The 17,814-nt window shown below is 52.7% G+C and carries 20 protein-coding genes and 1 other RNA gene; 3 read left to right on the forward strand and 18 right to left on the reverse strand.

Annotated elements, in window-relative coordinates; genetic code table 11:
* Nucleotides 1–149: 149 nt before the first annotated feature.
* From Q4563_RS10755 to Q4563_RS10815, 13 genes are all read right to left on the reverse strand, one after another.
* Nucleotides 150–620, reverse strand: a complete 471-nt coding sequence (locus tag Q4563_RS10755; protein ID WP_215976309.1) for a Dps family protein — start codon at nt 618–620, stop codon at nt 150–152.
* 140 nt (nt 621–760) lie between these two features.
* Nucleotides 761–1,546: a class II glutamine amidotransferase gene (locus Q4563_RS10760; protein WP_303604505.1), complete on the reverse strand. Its 786-nt coding sequence runs from the start codon at nt 1,544–1,546 to the stop codon at nt 761–763.
* Between the two features lie 14 nt (nt 1,547–1,560).
* Nucleotides 1,561–1,995, reverse strand: a complete 435-nt coding sequence (locus tag Q4563_RS10765; RefSeq protein WP_303604506.1) for a GNAT family N-acetyltransferase — start codon at nt 1,993–1,995, stop codon at nt 1,561–1,563.
* Nucleotides 1,995–4,118 (reverse strand): VWA domain-containing protein, encoded by a 2,124-nt coding sequence (locus Q4563_RS10770; RefSeq protein ID WP_303604507.1) that lies wholly within the window; start codon nt 4,116–4,118, stop codon nt 1,995–1,997. The genes Q4563_RS10765 and Q4563_RS10770 overlap by 1 nt, the downstream gene beginning before the upstream one ends.
* Before the next feature lie 65 nt (nt 4,119–4,183).
* A complete protein-coding gene (locus Q4563_RS10775) occupies nt 4,184–4,558 on the reverse strand; it encodes a hypothetical protein (protein WP_215976306.1) in 375 nt (124 codons plus the stop codon).
* A gap of 1 nt (nt 4,559) precedes the next feature.
* The gene (locus tag Q4563_RS10780) at nt 4,560–5,003 is read right to left on the reverse strand and encodes a YcgN family cysteine cluster protein (RefSeq protein WP_215976305.1); all 444 of its coding nucleotides are present in this window, start codon (nt 5,001–5,003) and stop codon (nt 4,560–4,562) included.
* Nucleotides 5,003–5,293: a YcgL domain-containing protein gene (locus tag Q4563_RS10785; protein WP_215976304.1), complete on the reverse strand. Its 291-nt coding sequence runs from the start codon at nt 5,291–5,293 to the stop codon at nt 5,003–5,005. Before Q4563_RS10785 ends, Q4563_RS10780 begins: the two co-directional genes overlap by 1 nt.
* A complete protein-coding gene (gene rnd / locus Q4563_RS10790; protein WP_215976303.1) occupies nt 5,290–6,432 on the reverse strand; it encodes a ribonuclease D in 1,143 nt (380 codons plus the stop codon). Before rnd ends, Q4563_RS10785 begins: the two co-directional genes overlap by 4 nt.
* A gap of 50 nt (nt 6,433–6,482) precedes the next feature.
* Nucleotides 6,483–7,079, reverse strand: a complete 597-nt coding sequence (gene recR, locus Q4563_RS10795; protein WP_215976302.1) for a recombination mediator RecR — start codon at nt 7,077–7,079, stop codon at nt 6,483–6,485.
* Between the two features lie 27 nt (nt 7,080–7,106).
* The gene (locus tag Q4563_RS10800; RefSeq protein ID WP_215976301.1) at nt 7,107–7,430 is read right to left on the reverse strand and encodes a YbaB/EbfC family nucleoid-associated protein; all 324 of its coding nucleotides are present in this window, start codon (nt 7,428–7,430) and stop codon (nt 7,107–7,109) included.
* 26 nt (nt 7,431–7,456) lie between these two features.
* Complete coding sequence (gene dnaX / locus Q4563_RS10805; protein WP_303604508.1) at nt 7,457–9,529, reverse strand: DNA polymerase III subunit gamma/tau; 2,073 nt, start codon at nt 9,527–9,529, stop codon at nt 7,457–7,459.
* Between the two features lie 99 nt (nt 9,530–9,628).
* Nucleotides 9,629–9,725: signal recognition particle sRNA small type (gene ffs, locus Q4563_RS10810), an RNA gene on the reverse strand.
* 100 nt (nt 9,726–9,825) lie between these two features.
* A complete protein-coding gene (locus Q4563_RS10815; RefSeq protein WP_303604509.1) occupies nt 9,826–11,313 on the reverse strand; it encodes an AbgT family transporter in 1,488 nt (495 codons plus the stop codon).
* A gap of 212 nt (nt 11,314–11,525) precedes the next feature.
* On the opposite strand from Q4563_RS10815, the gene tpx reads away from it, so the two are divergent.
* Nucleotides 11,526–12,023: a thiol peroxidase gene (gene tpx / locus Q4563_RS10820; protein ID WP_215976298.1), complete on the forward strand. Its 498-nt coding sequence runs from the start codon at nt 11,526–11,528 to the stop codon at nt 12,021–12,023.
* Nucleotides 12,024–12,030: 7 nt separating this feature from the next.
* Here the strand turns inward: tpx and Q4563_RS10825 are convergent, their stop codons facing one another.
* A complete protein-coding gene (locus Q4563_RS10825) occupies nt 12,031–12,228 on the reverse strand; it encodes a hypothetical protein (protein ID WP_215976297.1) in 198 nt (65 codons plus the stop codon).
* Nucleotides 12,229–12,471: 243 nt separating this feature from the next.
* Between Q4563_RS10825 and Q4563_RS10830 the strand changes: the two genes are divergently transcribed.
* On the forward strand, nt 12,472–13,329 hold the full coding sequence (locus tag Q4563_RS10830; RefSeq protein WP_303604510.1) for a 6-carboxytetrahydropterin synthase: 858 nt from the start codon (nt 12,472–12,474) through the stop codon (nt 13,327–13,329).
* Here Q4563_RS10830 and lpxL read toward each other — a convergent pair.
* The 3 genes from lpxL to fabV are packed head-to-tail and all read right to left on the reverse strand — an operon-like array spanning nt 13,320 to nt 16,335.
* Nucleotides 13,320–14,240, reverse strand: a complete 921-nt coding sequence (lpxL, locus tag Q4563_RS10835; RefSeq protein WP_215976295.1) for an LpxL/LpxP family Kdo(2)-lipid IV(A) lauroyl/palmitoleoyl acyltransferase — start codon at nt 14,238–14,240, stop codon at nt 13,320–13,322. The two genes, Q4563_RS10830 and lpxL, sit on opposite strands and share 10 nt — an antisense overlap.
* Nucleotides 14,237–15,139 carry an acyltransferase gene (locus tag Q4563_RS10840; RefSeq protein WP_303604511.1) on the reverse strand — a complete coding sequence of 301 codons (903 nt, stop codon included), beginning with the start codon at nt 15,137–15,139 and terminating at the stop codon, nt 14,237–14,239. Before Q4563_RS10840 ends, lpxL begins: the two co-directional genes overlap by 4 nt.
* Nucleotides 15,140–15,150: 11 nt before the next feature.
* The gene (fabV, locus tag Q4563_RS10845) at nt 15,151–16,335 is read right to left on the reverse strand and encodes an enoyl-ACP reductase FabV (RefSeq protein ID WP_215976293.1); all 1,185 of its coding nucleotides are present in this window, start codon (nt 16,333–16,335) and stop codon (nt 15,151–15,153) included.
* Between the two features lie 164 nt (nt 16,336–16,499).
* Here fabV and Q4563_RS10850 point away from each other — a divergent pair, with 164 nt between their 5' ends.
* Nucleotides 16,500–16,910 carry an MAPEG family protein gene (locus Q4563_RS10850; protein ID WP_215976292.1) on the forward strand — a complete coding sequence of 137 codons (411 nt, stop codon included), beginning with the start codon at nt 16,500–16,502 and terminating at the stop codon, nt 16,908–16,910.
* Between the two features lie 274 nt (nt 16,911–17,184).
* On the opposite strand, the gene Q4563_RS10855 is transcribed toward Q4563_RS10850, so the two are convergent.
* The gene (locus tag Q4563_RS10855) at nt 17,185–17,766 is read right to left on the reverse strand and encodes a midcut-by-XrtH protein (RefSeq protein WP_303604512.1); all 582 of its coding nucleotides are present in this window, start codon (nt 17,764–17,766) and stop codon (nt 17,185–17,187) included.
* Between the last annotated feature and the right edge of the window lie 48 nt (nt 17,767–17,814).

The raw sequence follows: 17,814 nt of genomic DNA on the forward strand, positions 1-17,814 counted from the left end.
CTCCAATTACAGGGCCGCTATTGTACCCTGTTATCGGATCTTTGATGAGTGGCAGCGGTTGCGTAAAGCAGTAAGAACACACTCCATGCCCCAAACAAAAACGGCCCGGCGTCTAAGACACCGGGCCGCAGGGTATAACCGCTAAAGCATTACTCTTCCAAAAGCGAGCGTAGCATCCAGGCGGTTTTTTCGTGCAGCTGAATGCGCTGGGTTAATAAGTCGCCGGTGGCCTCGTCACTGGCCTTATCCACTGTTGGGTAGAGGGCACGTGCCGTTTTCACCACAGACTCTTGGCCTGCCACCAGGTTGGCAATCATTTCTTTAGCGCTGGGCACACCTTCCTCTTCTTTAATCGAAGAGAGCTCAGCATAGGCCTTGTAGGTGCCAGGGGCCGGGTAACCTAACGAGCGAATTCGCTCAGCCAAATCGTCCACAGCAATAGCAAGTTCAGTGTATTGAGTTTCAAACATGGTGTGCAGCGTCTGAAACATGGGACCTGTCACATTCCAGTGGTAGTTATGGGTTTTTAGGTACAAGGTGTAGGTGTCTGCCAAAACCCGCGCCAAGCCCTCGGCCAGTTCTTTGCGATCTGCTTGTTTGATACCTATATCAATATCCATGTGCTCTCCTTTACTGCGTTATTCACGAGGTATGAATGCATAATAACAATCTCGCTCAAGGTTAAGACAATCAATAATCTAAATAGTCGCTATAAATATACAATATGGCTGCGTCAGGTGTTTTCAAGGTACCACTAGAATTACTTGACTTGCAGTGCCACCTCACCCTGGTCAAATACAATAAACTCACCCGGCTGCATCTTGCTCCACCGTTCGTTATTGGTTAACGGCTGGGTGGCAATAACTGTCACTATGTCTTTATCAGTGGTGTGTTCACCAAAATCCACAGCCATTTCGGCATCGCTGAGCTGCGCCTCACCAAAGGGCGCGCGGCGAGTCACCCAATGCAGCTTAGTAGAACAATAGGCGTAAAGATAGCGACCTTCGCTGAATAGTAAATTGGCTACGCCGCGGCTATGCAAATGGTCACACCAGCGCTTTAATTGCTGCCAGTACGCGGGGCGGTCTTGCTCAATAATCTTTGGCTCAGAAAAGTGTTGTTTAATACTGCCAAGTAACCAACAAAATGCACGTTCGCTGTCAGTTGTCCCCACGGGGATAAAATCGCCCAGCGCTAGCTCATTGGGGTTAGCGAGCTGGCCATTGTGGGCAAAGGTCCAGTTCTGCCCCCACAGTTCGCGCACAAACGGATGGGTGTTCTCCAAACATACCGAGCCTACATTCGCCTCGCGGATATGACTGATGGCAATACAGCTTTTCATGGGAAAACGGCTCACCAACTTGGCAATTTCGGACTCGACGCTAGGTGCACTGTCACGAAAGGCACGGATGCCTTTGCCTTCGTAAAATACCACTCCCCAACCATCGCGGTGGGGGCCGGTGCCACCGCCGCGTTGCAGCAACCCAGTAAAGCTAAAACATAGGTCGGTGGGGACATTGGCTGACATTCCCAGCAATTCACACACAGTCTGTTCCTCGTTCAATCACAGCAGGCGGCCCCGACACCCAATAAAATAAAGCTTTTGCCGTTAGCTCGATAGCGACAATAAGGATCGGCCACCACCTTGGGCACTTCAGAGGGTAGCATTTCGCAAAACCCAAGACCGAGATAAAACTCTCGCAAATAATCCAAGGCGTAGCAATATAGTGGTTGAATCTGAGGATCTTGCAAAATGGATTGCATTAATTGGCGGGCATAACCGCGGCCGCGCAAGCTGGGGGCAATGGTTAAATTGCGCAATAAAAAAGCGTTATCGGCTAACGGCAGAATTCGAGCCGCCCCTACCCAAGCGGATTCGTCATCGCTGAGCGTGTATACATGATCAAGCTTGCCGCACTTGGCTTTTTCGCCCCACTGCCGGTAACAGCGCGAGATCGCCGGATAGCAATCCCGCTCGGCTTTAGTGGCATACATTAGGGCTTGCTGTCTGGGTCATTATCCAGCTCGTCCATAGGGATATCGCCAGCGTTGTTTTTAGTATCATCAACTGGAAACATTTCATCCGAGTCAGGCGCGCTAACGGACAGAGCATCTAAAGCGGCCAGAGGATCGTCATCATCCATGGCGGGGGCCGGTTTAGTAGCAGCCTGAGGCGTTGTTTCAGGCTTATCTTCGCCCTCAAGGTTTTGCTGTAGCGCTTGTTCAAATTCATCCAGTTCGCTTTGCACATCTTTCGTACTGAACTGGCGATAAACAAAATAAACCATGGCCGCCAATAACACATTGCCACCAGCTATAGCCAGGATCATTAGCCAATCGGTTCCGCCCTCTTCGCGGTCTTCTTCAGGCTTATTGTCTGAATCAATTTGGCTTGTTGCAGCGGCCTGTACTTGAGGGGCACTTGAGCTACTTGCAGATAAACTGGAGGATTCACTGTCAGCAGATTGCTCTTCGGGCAATGTGGGCTCAGGTTGATTCGTTTCTGCGGCTAGTGCTTTTTTCTCTTCGGCCAGCAACTGCTTCAACGCTTGTATTTCTTTATCCGCCTCGGTCAGGATCGGGTCGCCTTGCTCCGGGTAGGTGAAATACAAACTGGGCAGGTTTTCGTCAAACGCATTGCCATCGGCATCCTCACCGCTGGCCTGTAGGTCTATGGCATAACGGGCGACTTCATCCGCAGTAACACTGAACACCCAGCGACCGATATCGGTTTGACTTAAGGTTTCCAACTCACTGTTGCCGCCTGAGGTTTTAACATGAGCCACCACGGCGGAAAGCTCGGTATTTATCAGGTTCGGATCACCTCTTACCACAATATCGTAGTGAACTTGATCGTTTTCAATGCGCTTATCCATTTGCACATCAAACAAAGAATCAACTTTGACACGGTGTTTAAATTCGCGAGCAAAGGTCTTGCCATCGACCACAATGGTGAGATCAAAATCGCCACGCTGTTTAAACTTTGGTATGGTTTCGGTGAAGACTCCCCCCGCCGGAATTGGGTCGGTGGGCAAAGGTAGCTGCCAACGCCCAGGCTTGCCAACTGGCGTGATTTCGGCTCGGGCGGTTAGTAGGTTTAAGAAGTCGGGGTCAGTGATGACCTCACCTTTTTCATACAAACCAAATTCGACGGGCAGTTCGTTACCGGCGATGACATTATTGGGTAACTCGGCTACTCGCAATTCCAAGTCGCTGACAACGGTCACTCTATTTTGTGGTGTCTCATCGGCCACTACTTGCCATTGGCCGGTTTTGGGCTTGTGCACCGTAATCAGATCGTAACTGTCGGCGCCGTACCAAGACACCGTATTGGGGTGTTGGGCACTGTTAATTTTATTACCCGCCGGATCAATTAGTTGCGTAGGGCTCGAGTCGGGCTGGCGAAAAATCAGCGCCGTGAATTCATCCACCGAGCTGTCGACCTGAAAGCGGTTATCGGATAGCGGCAGACGCTTGGCCGGTACAGCCTGATCAAACATCAGCAAGTAGGACTGCATTAGCTCATCCGCTGTTTCCGCCACCGAATATACCCCATCGGTGGTACGCGACAACTGCTGCAATAATTCTGTATCAGCGTCGTTAGACAGCGCGATGGTATGGATGGTAAAGCCTTTGCGTTTTAATTCGGGCAGTAATTCAGAGAGGATACGTTGGCGCTCTTGCGCATTGCGGCTGGCCTTTTTATCGATATCGACTTTGCCGTCCGTCAGTAACACCAGACTGCTCATACCTGACTTGGGGGCAACGGCAGAGGCCTTTTCCAGCGCCTCGCCAATATTGGTAAATAACCCTACCGAATTGATTTGGCCGGTTTTATTTTGCGCTTGCTGGCGCCAAGCATCGTCGACCGAGTCGAACGGCACCAACATATTGACCTGCCGACCAAAACTCCAAACACCGGCTTGAGTGTCCTCTGGTAGCAATTTAACCATCAGTTCGAGCGCTGGGATACGCAAGTTATTGGGGTCAGTTTGTTTCATACTGCCGGAAATATCCACCAGTAGCCTGACATCCGCGGGTACACTGTCTTGCGCCTGAACAGACAGTGGAGCCATCAAAACCCACAGAGTCGCCAGTATTATTATTCGTATACCCATATCATCCTCAATTCAATAAAACCCTTATACCACTTATAGCAGTGTGCTGAATTTGTGCAATGGTGTTATGAGGGATGCTCCGTCGCCTCACGGGTGTGTGCGTGCTTGCGACGAGCAACTCGACGGCCGCTTAACAGTAAATAGATCAGAGAAACCAACAGTGCCCCAATCCAAATAAGTGCCAAAGTCACCGCAGCATCAAGCCCCGCTTCTACCCCCTGAAACAAACTATTTAACACTGCTACAAAAAGCGCTGGTGCATAGGCATCGGGCTGTTCAGCCAAGTTTAGACTAAAGGGGGTAAACACCAGAACCGCGTAGGAGACCAGTAAGAAATGTTGCCAGTAGCGCGATAAAGGCCGGGTGATTCGCCAGCCAAACAAGCCCAATAAGACGCCTGCTGCCAAGTACACCAGCCACGCCGTGGTTAATTTTTCCATGTCAGATTACCCAGTGAATAATATGTTCTTCAAGATCTTCGTCTGCCACTTGTTGCGCCGTCTGAACATGACCGGCCACGGACATACCGGCTTTTAAAGTCGAGTCCGGATCACCGCTGACCAATGGGTGCCAATCGGGCAGCGGTTGCCCACCCGCTAACAATCGGTAGGCACAAGTTGTCGGTAACCATTGAACGGTTTTTAGGTCGTCCAGGGTGAGCACCATGCACTCTGGCACGCGTTCTTGCCGGTGTGGGTAATCACTGCATTGACATTGTTCGGCATCGAACAGCTGGCAGGCAACATCGGTATAAAACACCTCTCCGGTGTCTTCATCTTCCAGTTTGTGCAAACAGCATTTACCGCAGCCATCGCAAAGCTGCTCCCACTGTGAGTGCGACATTTCGGCCAGGCTTTTACTCTGCCAAAAAACCTGATCGGCCATCAGTAGAGCTTGGAATTTTTCACGGCCACCGCCTGTGCTTCTTCACTTGCGATTGTGGCTGGCGGCAGCTGTAGAAAATATCCGGCCTCTTGCAGTGCTGCCATTACTTTGGTGATATCAGCATTGGCCAGCTTACGCTTTTCGTCCAGCATTAATACCATGGCAGGTTCTGCCCGGCCAAAGCGGTTCATCAACGCCTCAGGCACTTTGCTCAGACCCTCTTCTTTTTTACAGTAGAGGTACATACCACTGTCTTTCGTGCTGCGGTATATCTGACAAATGATTTTCATTGCACTTCCTCTACCTGTCGCTGGGCAACATCCAGTAAATCGCGGGCAAACAATGCCGCTCGCCAACCATTGAGCCGCCCGGGCAGTTCAGGTTGACCGGCCGCCACCGCGCGAATAATTTGCTCGTACTCTTTTTTCCGAATCAATACTTCAATCGGTATGGCTTCGCGTTCCGCCCGGTCTTTAACCCATGCTTTTAGTTGTTTCATTGCGGCGCCATATTCGCGCCCCAAAGGCGGAGTCATACGTGCGGGCAATTCGGACTCGGGCAGTGCACAGCCTTGGGCGATAATATCCAATAATTGTTCACCATCATCGAGCAGCGTGCGTTTAGGGATACCGTCAATGCGCTCTAGCTGCGACAGGCTATCGGGTAAGCGACGAGCCATTTCAAACAGTGGCTGCTCTTTAAGCAAACGATTACGCGGCAGATCGCGCTTGCGAGCCTCGCACTCACGCCACTGGGCCAATAGTTGTAGCACTGCCACACTGCGCTCGGCTAGCTTCCAGCCCATGCCTATTTTTTCATAGGCTAGTGACGGGTTAAGGGGAGTACGAGCATTGTTAATCAATGCTTCGCAGTCCGATTGCACCCAGCTCAAGCGGTTATTCTGTTTCAGAGCCTGCAAAAGCTTGCCGTACACAATTAACAAATGAGCGACATCCAATGCGGCGTATTTTTTTTGCGCCACGCTGAGTGGACGCGCCAACCAGTCGGAGCGGGTTTCACCCTTGGGGATATCCACGCCCAACATTTCACGGGCAAGATTGGCATAACCTAAAGAAAAGCCATAACCGGCAAAAGCCGCGGCTATTTGCGTATCAAACAAAGGGGTGGGCAAAGCAGACATGGAGACATTAAAAACTTCCAGATCTTCCGAGCAAGCATGCAGCACCTTAACCACGTTTTCGTTACGCCACAGCTCGGCCAAGGGCGATAGGTCTTTAATGGCCACCGGATCAATTAAATAGCAGCCGTTACCATCGCCTACCTGAATTAAACCGGCAATAGGATAGTAGGTATCGCTGCGCATAAACTCAGTATCCACCGCGATAGCAGCTTGAGTAGACCAGCGCTGACAAAGCTCGCGCAACGTTTGTTCACTCTCGACCCAAATAGGTTCTGTTGGTATTTGCATATATGTCTTAATGATCTGCGTGCCGAGCAAGTCGCTGAGCACACATAGATTTATCGAATGGCGCGGCGACTTGAGAACGCATGAGCCAAAGTGCCGCCGTCAATATATTCTAGCTCACCCCCCAAGGGGACACCGTGGGCAATGCGCGATACGGTTACGCCGGCTCGCTGAGCTTTTTCACTGATATAAAACGCTGTCGCTTCACCTTCAATGGTCGGGTTAGTCGCCAGAATAATTTCTTCAATAGGCTCTTGGTCAATCAGGGTTAATAACTGATCGATACCAATATCCTCAGGGCCAACACCATCAATGGGCGATAAGTGGCCGAGCAGTACAAAATATTTACCTTGATAACTACCCGCCTGTTCAATCGCCAATACATCGGCCGGAGTTTCTACCACACACAATAGAGAACTATCGCGGCGGCTATTGGCGCACACACCGCATAGCGGCTGTTCGGTAAGCGTACGACAGCGCTGGCAGCGTTTAACCCCTTCGACCGAACGCACCAGGCAATCGGCCAATTTTAAAGCGCCTTCGCGGTCGTGCTCCAGCAATTGCATGGCCATGCGCTGGGCCGACTTGGGGCCGACACTGGGCAGGCAACGCAGCGCGGCCATAAGTTCATCAATCAGTGGGCTAAACATTCTGTGATTCTTTTCCCCGAACGAGAGTTAAAATGGCATTTTAAAACCAGGTGGCAAATTCATGCCGGCGGTCACTTCTGACATTTTCTCTTTGTTGTTGCTCTCGACGCGGCGCACGGCGTCGTTCACTGCCGCTGCAATCAGGTCCTCTAACATTTCTTTATCTTCGCTCATCAAGCTGTCATCGATGCTTACGCTTTTAACATCGTGGCGCCCGGTCATGGTGATTTTCACCATACCGGCACCAGCCTGCCCTTGCACTTCGGCCCGGGCCAGTGCTTCTTGCACCTCTTGCATTTTCGACTGCATTTGTTGGGCCTGTTGCATAATATCGCCCATACCTTTAAACATAATTACCTCCGGACTTGTGCCCTAATTTAATGACTGTCCACAGGCTCGACAGTACTCTCATCGAGTGTGGCAGAAAAGTGTTCAATCAACTGTTGCACTATGGGGTCAGACTTAACCGCTTCAACCGCCTGGGTTAAGCGCGCACTGCGTTTGCGCTCTGCAATTTGCGCCGGTGTTTCGGTATCAATAGTCCCGGGTTGAATCATGACCTGCACCGGCTGCTGAAAATAATCCGTCAGGGCATCGGCTAAGCGCTGCTGATGTCCCTCGCTGTATAAGCTGCTGTTGTTCTCATCCAGTACAAAGTGAAATTGATTGGCCTGGCGCCCGACTAGCTCGCAATTGGCCGCCGTATTTTGCAACATGCCACCAACATCTAATCCCAAAAATATCTGTGGCCAGGTGGTGGGGTTGGCATTGTCGAGCACAATACGCTCAACCGGCGCGCGCGGCGGTGCCACTGATGCCGACGGAGTGGGTGCCTGAACGGCAGGCTGCGCTGAGGTCGACACAGAGGGCTGACTCGGCGTCTGAACCGGGGCTTGCGGCCTCTGAGGCGGCGCAGCTTGCGGGGGCTCTTGCGGGGACTGTTGCAAAGACTCTTGTGCATGTGCCTGATGTGGCTCAGATCGATAATTCGCGCTCGGCTCAGGCGGAGAAATTTCCACGTCAGGCACCGACTCGGCCTGCATAGATTCTGGTGCGTTATCCCACGGCGGTGGGTCTTCTGATACCGGGAGCTGAGAGTTCGCAACGGGTGCTGATTGCGAGGGCACGGCCTGCTCCGGCGCAGCACTTTGGGGGGCGGGCTCACTCATGGCTGCCGCGGGTGAATCGACTTGGCTGGCATCGCTACGGGTCGGTTCAACCTCGGGAGGACTGACCTCGGGGGCACTGACCGCCGGCGCACTCTCGGTAGGTGCTGGTGCTACTGATGGCGCTGGAGCCGGTGCTGCTGGTTCAGGCGCATTCCCTGCTGATGCCGGTAAGGTCTTGCTCGGCACATCGGTTACCCCTTGGGGCCTAAACGCCAGCATTCTTAACAACACCATTTCCAGCCCCGCCCGTGGCTCTGGTGCCAAAGGTAGATCGCGCCGCCCCAGCAGGCCGGTTTGGTAAAATAATTGTACGTCTTCACTCGGCAACTGGGTGGCCAGTGCCAGCACCTGATCTCTGTCACCCTGGCTGTTATCCACAGCTTCCGGCAGGGCTTGACCAATGGCCACGCGATGCAAAATTGATAATAAATCGGCCAAAGCACTGGCAAAGTCCGGGGCGTGTTCGGCCATTTGCGCAACGGCTTGCAACACCGCTTTCGCATCACCCACAGCCAAAGCCTGCAAGATGTCGTATACCGCACTGCGATCAATAGTGCCGAGCATGGTGCGTACTTGCGCTTCAGTCACCTTGCCGGAGCCAAAAGCAATGGCCTGATCGGTCAGACTCAGAGCGTCGCGCATACTGCCATCGGCGGCGCGCCCCAACTGCCATAAGGCGCTTTCTTCAAAGGGAACCGCTTCGGCTTCCAGCACATGCTGTAAGTGCCCCGTCACCAATTCAGGAGTCATATTCTTAAGGTTAAACTGCAGGCAGCGCGATAAAATAGTCACCGGCAAACGCTGCGGATCGGTGGTGGCCAAGAGAAATTTAACGTGCGGTGGCGGTTCTTCCAGGGTTTTCAAAAGCGCATTAAACGAGTGCGTCGACAACATGTGCACTTCGTCAATTAGGTACACTTTGTAACGACCACGGGTCGGCGCGTACTGCACGTTTTCCAACAACTCGCGGGTATCTTCCACCTTGGTACGGCTGGCGGCATCCACTTCGATCAAATCGACAAAGCGATTTTCGGCAATTTCAACGCAGGCGGAACACTGACCACAAGGTGTCGAGCTAACCCCTGCTTCACAATTAAGGCACTTGGCGAGAATTCGGGCGATGGTGGTTTTGCCCACACCGCGGGTGCCGGTAAACAGATAAGCGTGGTGAAGTCGGTCGTGATCGAGCGCGTTGACCAGAGCCTGCAGCACATGCTCCTGCCCCACTAAATCGCGAAATGTGCGGGGGCGCCACTTACGTGCCAGGACCTGATAACTCATGCCTTCCTCGTTATTGCTTTAAATCAAAGGACAGATTATAGCGATACCGAGCGCAAATAAACACGGCAAAGGAAAGATAGGGGAAGAAATTGGAGGCGACCCTACCAGCCACACCCCGGCACATGATACCACCGCTACCGTTGCTCCCTTCCGGGCCTGGCGGAGTTCACGGTTGATCATTGCGAGGGGACCGATAGGGCCACCATTACAGCGCCAAGCCAGTGAAAAGTGTCTGACTTGCCGAGGCCGCGCATTATCCGCAAGTTGCCATCACTTTGCAAGGGCGCGCTGGCCTATTAAAAACCTAAAGGCCAACCCAGTGCTAACCACAGCCCAAAAAACACACTCCAGCCGAGCATAAACACCAACGAGTAAGGCAACATCATGGCCAATAGCCCGCCCACCCCTATGTCTGAGCGGTATTTGGCGGCAAAAGCGAGCACCACACCAAAATACGGCATCAGCGGGGTAATGATATTGGTCACGCTATCACCGATGCGAAACGCCATTTGAGTTTGCTCCGGCGCCACCCCCAACAAAAATAACATGGGCACAAAAATCGGGCCCAGTAGCCCCCATTTGGCCGAAGCACTGCCCACAAACAAATTGATCAGGGCACTGATCACCAGAAACAGGAGTAAAAGCACCACAGGCTGATCTTTAAAACCCTGTAAAAAATCGGCACCCTGCGCCGCCACCAGCGCACCTAACTGAGTCCAGCCAAACCAGGCCACCGCTTGAGCGGCAAAAAACATCAACACCAAATAACCCGCCAGGCTTGCCATGGACTGCTCCATACCCACGGTGGCATCGCTGCACCGGGCAAAGCGCCCGCACAGCTTGCCGTAAATCAACCCCGCCACCGCCGCATACAGGGCAATCGCCGGCACCAGCGCCTGCAGCGGTGAGCCGGCCGGGCTCGCACTGCCCAGCGGCGCCCCCTCGGGCACCACCAGACACACAGCCACGGCACCATAGAGCAGCGTCCACCCGCCCACCCAGCGCAGCGCTCGCGCACTTCCCGACTCCGGCATTGTGGCATCGCCCGAATCACTGCCCTGCCAAAGGCCGAGATAGGGCTCCACCACCCGGTCGGTAAGCCAACCCCCGATTAAGGCTAACAGTGGCGTCGACAACGCCAAAAAATAATAATTAGCGCCAATGCTCACACTGCGCCCGGGGGCCACAAGAGCTATAGCCTCGGTGGAAATTCCCGACAAAATGACATCCGCCGGCCCCAACACAACATTGGCACTGTAACCGGCTGAAACCCCGGCAAACGCGGCGGCAATACCCGCTAATGGGTGTCGACCCGCCGCCTGATACAAAGCACCGGCCAGGGGAATCAACAATACATAACCCACATCAAAAGCAAGGTTCGACAAAATGCCCGCCAACACCACCGCAGCACTGAGCAGGCGGCCGTGAACCGCGGCAACCAAGCGCACCAGAAGCACTCGCAACAGGCCCGACTGCTCGGCAACGCCCAGACCCAACATCGTTACTAGCACAGCGCCCACCGGTGCAAAACCGGTAAAGTTATCCACCGCGTTGATCAGTGCCCAGCGCAGCCCCTCACCAGACAGTAAATTGCGCGCCCGAATTGGCTCATCGGACGCGGTTAACGCCACGTGCCAGTCGCCCCATTGAGCCAACCAGGAGCCGAGGGCAATCAACCCCATTAACCAGACGAACATCACCACCGGGTGTGGCAGTCGATTACCGGCGCGCTCTAAGCGGCCTAAAGTGCGAAGGGTCCAGTGCTGGGCGGTTTGATTAGGCATTTTCTTATCCGATTGTTGCTGGGGGCATTGAATTTACAGATTTTGCCTGCAGATATGGGTTAGGGTCAGCGGGCACGCCCTGACTATAACGGAAAACCAGTGCCCCGCGCTCGGCCTGTAGCCCACCGATCAGCAAACACACAGCCGACAAACACATCTGGGCGATGCACCTATAATCGACCAACATCAATTAAAATTTGAGGAGATCCATCATGGCGACCGTCAGTTTGAAAGGCAACCCCGTAAGCACCAGTGGCGATTTGCCGAGCGTAGGCAGCACAGCCCCCGACTTTACCTTGGTAAAAGCCGATTTAAGCGAACTAACCTTGGGTGAGTACAAGGGCAAGCGAGTAGTACTGAATATTTTCCCCAGCGTGGACACCCCCACTTGCGCCCAATCTGTACGCACATTTAACGAGCAGGCCAGTAAGCTGGACAATACTGTGGTGATTTGTGTATCGAAAGATCTGCCCTTTGCACAGGCGCGTTTTTGCGGTTCGGAAGGTTTGAGCAATGTAGTGACAGGCTCGGCCTTTCGTTCAGACTTTGCCGAAGCCTATGGTGTATTAATCACCGACGGCCCCTTGGCCGGTGTTACCGCGCGCGCGGTTGTTGTTATTGATGAGAGCGGCTCGGTTAGTTATCAGCAATTGGTAAGCGAAATTGCTGACGAACCCGATTACGACAGTGCTTTGCAGGCGCTTAGCTAAGAGCTCGCTATGGCTCGGCTCGCTTGATCGGCGCTAGCAAGTAAAAAGCCGTCCAGGCGAGCCAACTGGTAAATACACAGGCTACAACCCATAAGTATTTTTCGGCACCGACGACTTGGCGCGAATAGGAAATATCCATCAGGGGGACCCCCCAAAAGATGACCAATAGGGGCAAAGCTCCCCAAATCACTGCCGGCTCTGGCATCACCCACTCCCTTTTCCCTGTGATGAACATAACAACCTTTGCGCTTTCAGGCACACCAGCGCTCGGCACACAGTGTGGCACAATTACGTAAAAAGGACTGCCCAGACTGCCAAATTGGCACCCTACTAAACACATTTGCCGTAATTTACGCCCCCAGATACTATGTAAGTCGGCAGTTACTGAGAAAATGGCCGCATGCTGGTATGATAGCCGCCCTGTCCCATCAGCCCTAAAGATCTTTCTATGCTTCTGTTTGTAGACAACCTCACCAACGTCGATTTTAGCTACCTCGACCCGGCGCGAGGCGTCGTCGGGGAAACCTGGCTGGCCAATATTCGCCTACACGGCGATCTGGATGAACAGAGCATGGTGTGCGATTTCGGGCAGGTTAAATCTATTACCCGTCAGTGGCTGGACACCGAGCTGGACCACCGCCTGGCAGTACCGGCACACTCCGAACGCCTGAGTTTGCGCCATGACGGCGACCGGCTTGAGCTGAGCTGGCAGCTCGACAGCGGTGACTTTATCGAACTGAGCTGCCCACGCGAGTCGGTGGCACTGGTACAGGCCGCCGAGCTAAGCCCGACCAGTGTCGCCCAATGGTGCGCCACTCAATTGATGCAAGCATTTGCCAACCCTCTGCAAAAGCTGGAGCTGGACTTTACCACCGAAATTATTGAGGGTGCGTTTTACCACTACTCTCACGGTCTGAAAAAGCACGACGGCAACTGCCAGCGCATTGCCCACGGCCACCGTTCGCGAATTGATATTTGGCTGGATGATTCTAAATCGCCTGCACTGGAACAGCAGTGGAGCGAACGTTGGCGCGACATTTACATCGGCACCCGCGAAGATATTGTGGGGGAAGAACTGTGCCAAGGCCGCCCATACTATCAGTTTGCCTATCAGGCACCCCAAGGGCATTTCCGCTTATCGCTGCCTCAGACTCAGTGTTACATCATCGACTCAGACACCACCGTTGAGTGCCTAGCCGAACATATCGCCGCAGTGATCAGTGCCGAGCACCCCGGGCGACGCTTACGCGTGCGCGCCTACGAAGGTATTAACAAGGGCGCGGAAGCTTTCCGCCATTACTCGTAAAACTCAGGCTCGCCTTGCGGCCGTGTTTTAAAACGTGGCTGGGCCCAAAAATACTGTTCGGGGTATTTTTTAATTTCACTTTGCATAAAATCAGCAATGCGCTGTGTGTCGGCCACATCATCGCCGCTGGGGAAGTTATCAAACGCCGGATGAATCACCAACTCATAGCCTGAACCGTCGGCTCGCCGATATTGAGTAAAAGGCACCACCCGGGCCTTACCCAAGGTGACAATTTTACTGGTGGCAGTCACCATAGCCGTGGGCACGCCAAAAAAATCAACAAAGACACTATTTTTTGGGCCCAAGTCACGATCGGGTGCGTACCACACAAAGCGCCCTTTGCGCAGCCGCGCGATCATGGTGCGCACGCTGTCGCGGGGAATGGCAAGGCCTGTTTCACAGTAAGACTCTCGCCCTTTGCGCTGCAAATAATCGTACATAGCGTTACTGTGGGGGCGATACAAACCATCAAATTCAGTGTGGCATCCTAAAAACGCACTGCCAATATCCAGCGTGCTGAAGTGCATGGTCAATAACAACACCCCCGCACCCTCTTGCTCGGCCTGACGCAGATACTCCTCACCTTGAATACTGTGGATTTTGTTTAATCGACGCGAAGACCAAAACCAACCGATACCTGTTTCAAATATGGCCATCGCCATAGACTCGGCATTTTTCTTCAACAAAACTTCACGCTCTTGTGCTGATAGTGTCGGGAAGCATTCAGCAATATTCTTGCGTGCGTAACCGATACGTTTTTTATTGCGTAACAGCAAAGGCGCCACAACCCTAGCCAGCCTCATCTGCCAACGATAGGGCAATTGTGCCAGCAGCATCCACAGCAAAGCGATCAGCCAAAAAAACCAATAGCGCGGATGTATTAAAGCGAGAGAAAAATGGGTACGTTTCATAGGGAGTTACGATTCTCATTGCGCGACAAACGCTCTAACAGTGCGTCTTTTTCTTGCCAGAGGGCATTTACCCACGCCTGAAAACGGCGACGGTATTGTTCATCGTTAGCGTAATCGCCCAACAAGTTAGCTTCAATAGACCGCTCTTGGGCAACCACATTGATGTGTTCAACCTGGCCACTCAAATACTGCCAAAAATTGGGGCGCCCAGCGGGATAGTGAATAGTGACATCCAACAAAGTGTTAATGCGGCCATTCATAGCGGTTAAGGTAAACGCCAAACCACCCGCTTTGGGAATAAGCAAATGCTGGTACGGTGACGCCTGCTCTCGATGCTTAGTGGGGGTAAAGCGAGTACCTTCTAAGTAACTAATAATGGTCACAGGTTTGGCGCTGTAGCGCTCGCACTGTTTTTGGGTCGTGGCTAAATCTTTACCCGCCAAGCTTGGGTCGCGAGCAATCTGCGCTTTGCTGTGGCGACGCATAAACGGAAAGTCCAGCGCCCAAAAAGCCAAGCCCAATACCGGAATCCAAATCAGAGAGGTTTTTAAAAAGAATTTAAAATAGGGTGCCCGGCGGGTAAACAGCCGCAGCAGTACCAAAATATCGACCCAGCTTTGATGATTCACCACCAACATAAACCATTGCCGCGGGGTGAACTGCTCTGGGCCCTCGTAATGAATACGAGTAGGCAACAGCCAGCACTGGTGAGCGTTATTAACCACCATCCAAGCACTGGCAATCTTATCCAGCCAGCGCGTTAGCAGTGGTCGATAAGTACTGCGATACGCAACCAGTTTAAACAGCGACAAACTGATCAGCGGAACACCAATTACCAAGGTTGTTAGGGTAAACAACAAAAGCGACAAAATGCCCCGCGCAATCGACACAAGTAACATCACGACTTTATTTAAAAGTTATGAGAAACCAAGGGCGAGGTCTCAGCCTCGTAATCGACGCCGTCAAAACCAAACCCAAACAAACGCAAAAAGTTTTCGTTATAGGTTTTGTAATCGGTCAAACTCATTAAGTTCTCTTCGGTCACCTCGGGCCAAATAGCTTCCACCTCGGCTTGGGTGGCCGGATCCAGCTCAAGATCATCCACTCGGTAACGGTTGTCGCTGTCTAGCCGTGGGCTGTTGCTGTATACGCACTCGGTAAACAAACGCTGCAACTGCTCAATGCAGCCCTCGTGGGTGCCCTTGGCTTTCATGACTTTAAACAAAATAGCCATATACAAAGGCATGACCGGAATTGCCGAGCTGGCCTGTGTTACCAGCGCTTTTAAGACAGCCACATTAGCGCTGACATTTTTATCGGCAAACCGCTCGGCAATTGCCGCAGCGGCGCGATCCAGATCCTCTTTCGCTTTACCGATAGTCGCATGGCCGTAAATGGGCCAAGTGAGCTTATCACCCAGGTAAGTGTAAGAAACGGTCTTAGCACCCTCGGCCAGCACATCGGCTTCGGCCAAGGCACTCATCCACATTTCCCAGTCTTCGCCGCCCATCACTTTGACGGTGTTGTTAATCTCTTCATCCGTGGCAGGCTCCACCGTCATGTCCGATATTTTCATGGTATCGGTGTTCAGGTTTTTAGCGGTGTAGCCTTCGCCAATAGGTTTTAATACCGAATTGTAGGTTTCGCCGGTATTGGGGTCAGTGCGCCGTGGCGAGGCCAGTGAATAAACCACCAAATCGACCTTACCTAAATCTTCTTTAATCGCCGCAATAGCTTCGGCTTTAATGTCGTTACTGAACGCATCGCCGTTAATTGTGCGGGCGTAGAGGCCGTCTTTTTCCGCCGCAGCGTGAAAAGCGGCGGTGTTGTAGTAGCCAGCAGAGGCGGTTTTGCGCTCGGTAGGCGGTTTTTCAAAACACAACCCCAGGGTTTTAGCGCCACTGCCGTAGGCGGCAGTAATGCGCGAGGCCAAGCCGTAGCCGGTCGAACAGCCAATCACCAAGACGTTTTTGGGGCCACCTTCCACCTCACCCTGAGCGCGGGTGTAGTCAATTTGCTCTTGTACGTGGGCCGCACAGCCTTGTGGGTGAGCGTTAATGCAGATAAAACCGCGTACTTTTGGCTTAATAATCATAGACTTGCATCCTGTTGTATAGGTATCGAGCGGCCGCCTGCCGCCGCGCAACCCGCTGGTTGCGCCAACTGAAAAAGGGGTATTATAGTGCTCTTAGCGCCGATTAACAGAGCCGCGCGATTCCCGCCTTGTTCTGCCAACATTTTAGCCCGATAGGAGACTATATGATCTACCCAATGGCCGCCATGGTTCTGCTTACTTTTTATGTCGCCCTGCGTATGTTTAAAGCGCGAGTAAACGCTGTGAAAAGTGGCCAGGTATCGATAGAGCACTTTAAAACCTACGCCACCCCCAGCCACGAGCTGCCACCGATGATGATCTACACCCAACGCTGCTACAACAACTTACTAGAAATGCCCATTTTGTTTTATGCCGCCTGCCTAACGGCCATGACCATCCAGCTTACCGGCATGCTCATGCTAGTGCTGGCTTGGGTGTATGTAGCGTGCCGCATCTTGCAGGCCATGCTGCACTTGCGCGGCAAAGTACGTTGGCGTATGCGCTCGTTTTTGGCCAGCGTTGTCTGCCTATTAGCAATGTGGGCGGTATTGGTGGGGTCGGCACTGGCGAATTAACGCCCCCCCCTTCAACAAAAGCTCACAACGACAATCCAGCATTGGGTGGCTGCGAGCATTCGGAGGTGTTTTTAACGTACTCCGGCCCAATCAAGTCGATAGGGTGGTAACGCCTAAGGTTTAAGGTAACGGTGCGTTTTACACGGCGGTAGGTTTACGTTATTGCCGGAGAAGGGACTGAAACAAAGACTGAAACAAACAAAACCACCCACAAGCGCATCAACGTGGCCTGTGGGTGGTGGTGCATCATAATATTAATTATTTGGGCACCGCGTTAATGACCATCGCAGATATCACTATAATCCAGCACACAAGTCTCGCCGGCTGCGAGCACACTACCTGCAGTGCACGCAGTGCCAGCAGGCGCCGCTTCCAGCACAGCCTCTGTCGACTTAACACTGGGTTTGACCGGCTGGCAGAATGGGCCCGTAAGATCTGGATCATCAATCTGAGTCACCTTTAGATCCACACCCGAGGCATTATAAAAGCTAAAAGAGGTGTAACCGTCATCAAACTCCGCCGATGCATCAATATATTCCCCGGCAGGGTTGGTAAATTCATAGAAGTTCGGTGGTAGGTTCGCTCTAAGCTCAGGGCTCGCGATTAAGGCCCCTCCGACACCGATCAATAAAGCAGGGCCGGCAAGCGCGGCCAACAAATTGGGCTTTTTGCTCAGCGCCCAGTAACCAATAGCGATTAAACCCAACACGGTGGCGACGATCGCGACCGTACCGTTAACAGGTAATGCGCTAGCATTCAGTGAGCCGGTTCCAACGCCTTGTGCGTATAGATTGGATGTATGTAGTAGCCCGGCTAGTAATGTAAAGCCCCCAAAGGCCCTTATAGTTGCTTTCATAACAATTCCTTATGAGTAGTTAGACGACAGCGTGTGTTTGTAGCTTCG

Source organism: Gilvimarinus sp. 1_MG-2023, assembly GCF_030548285.1.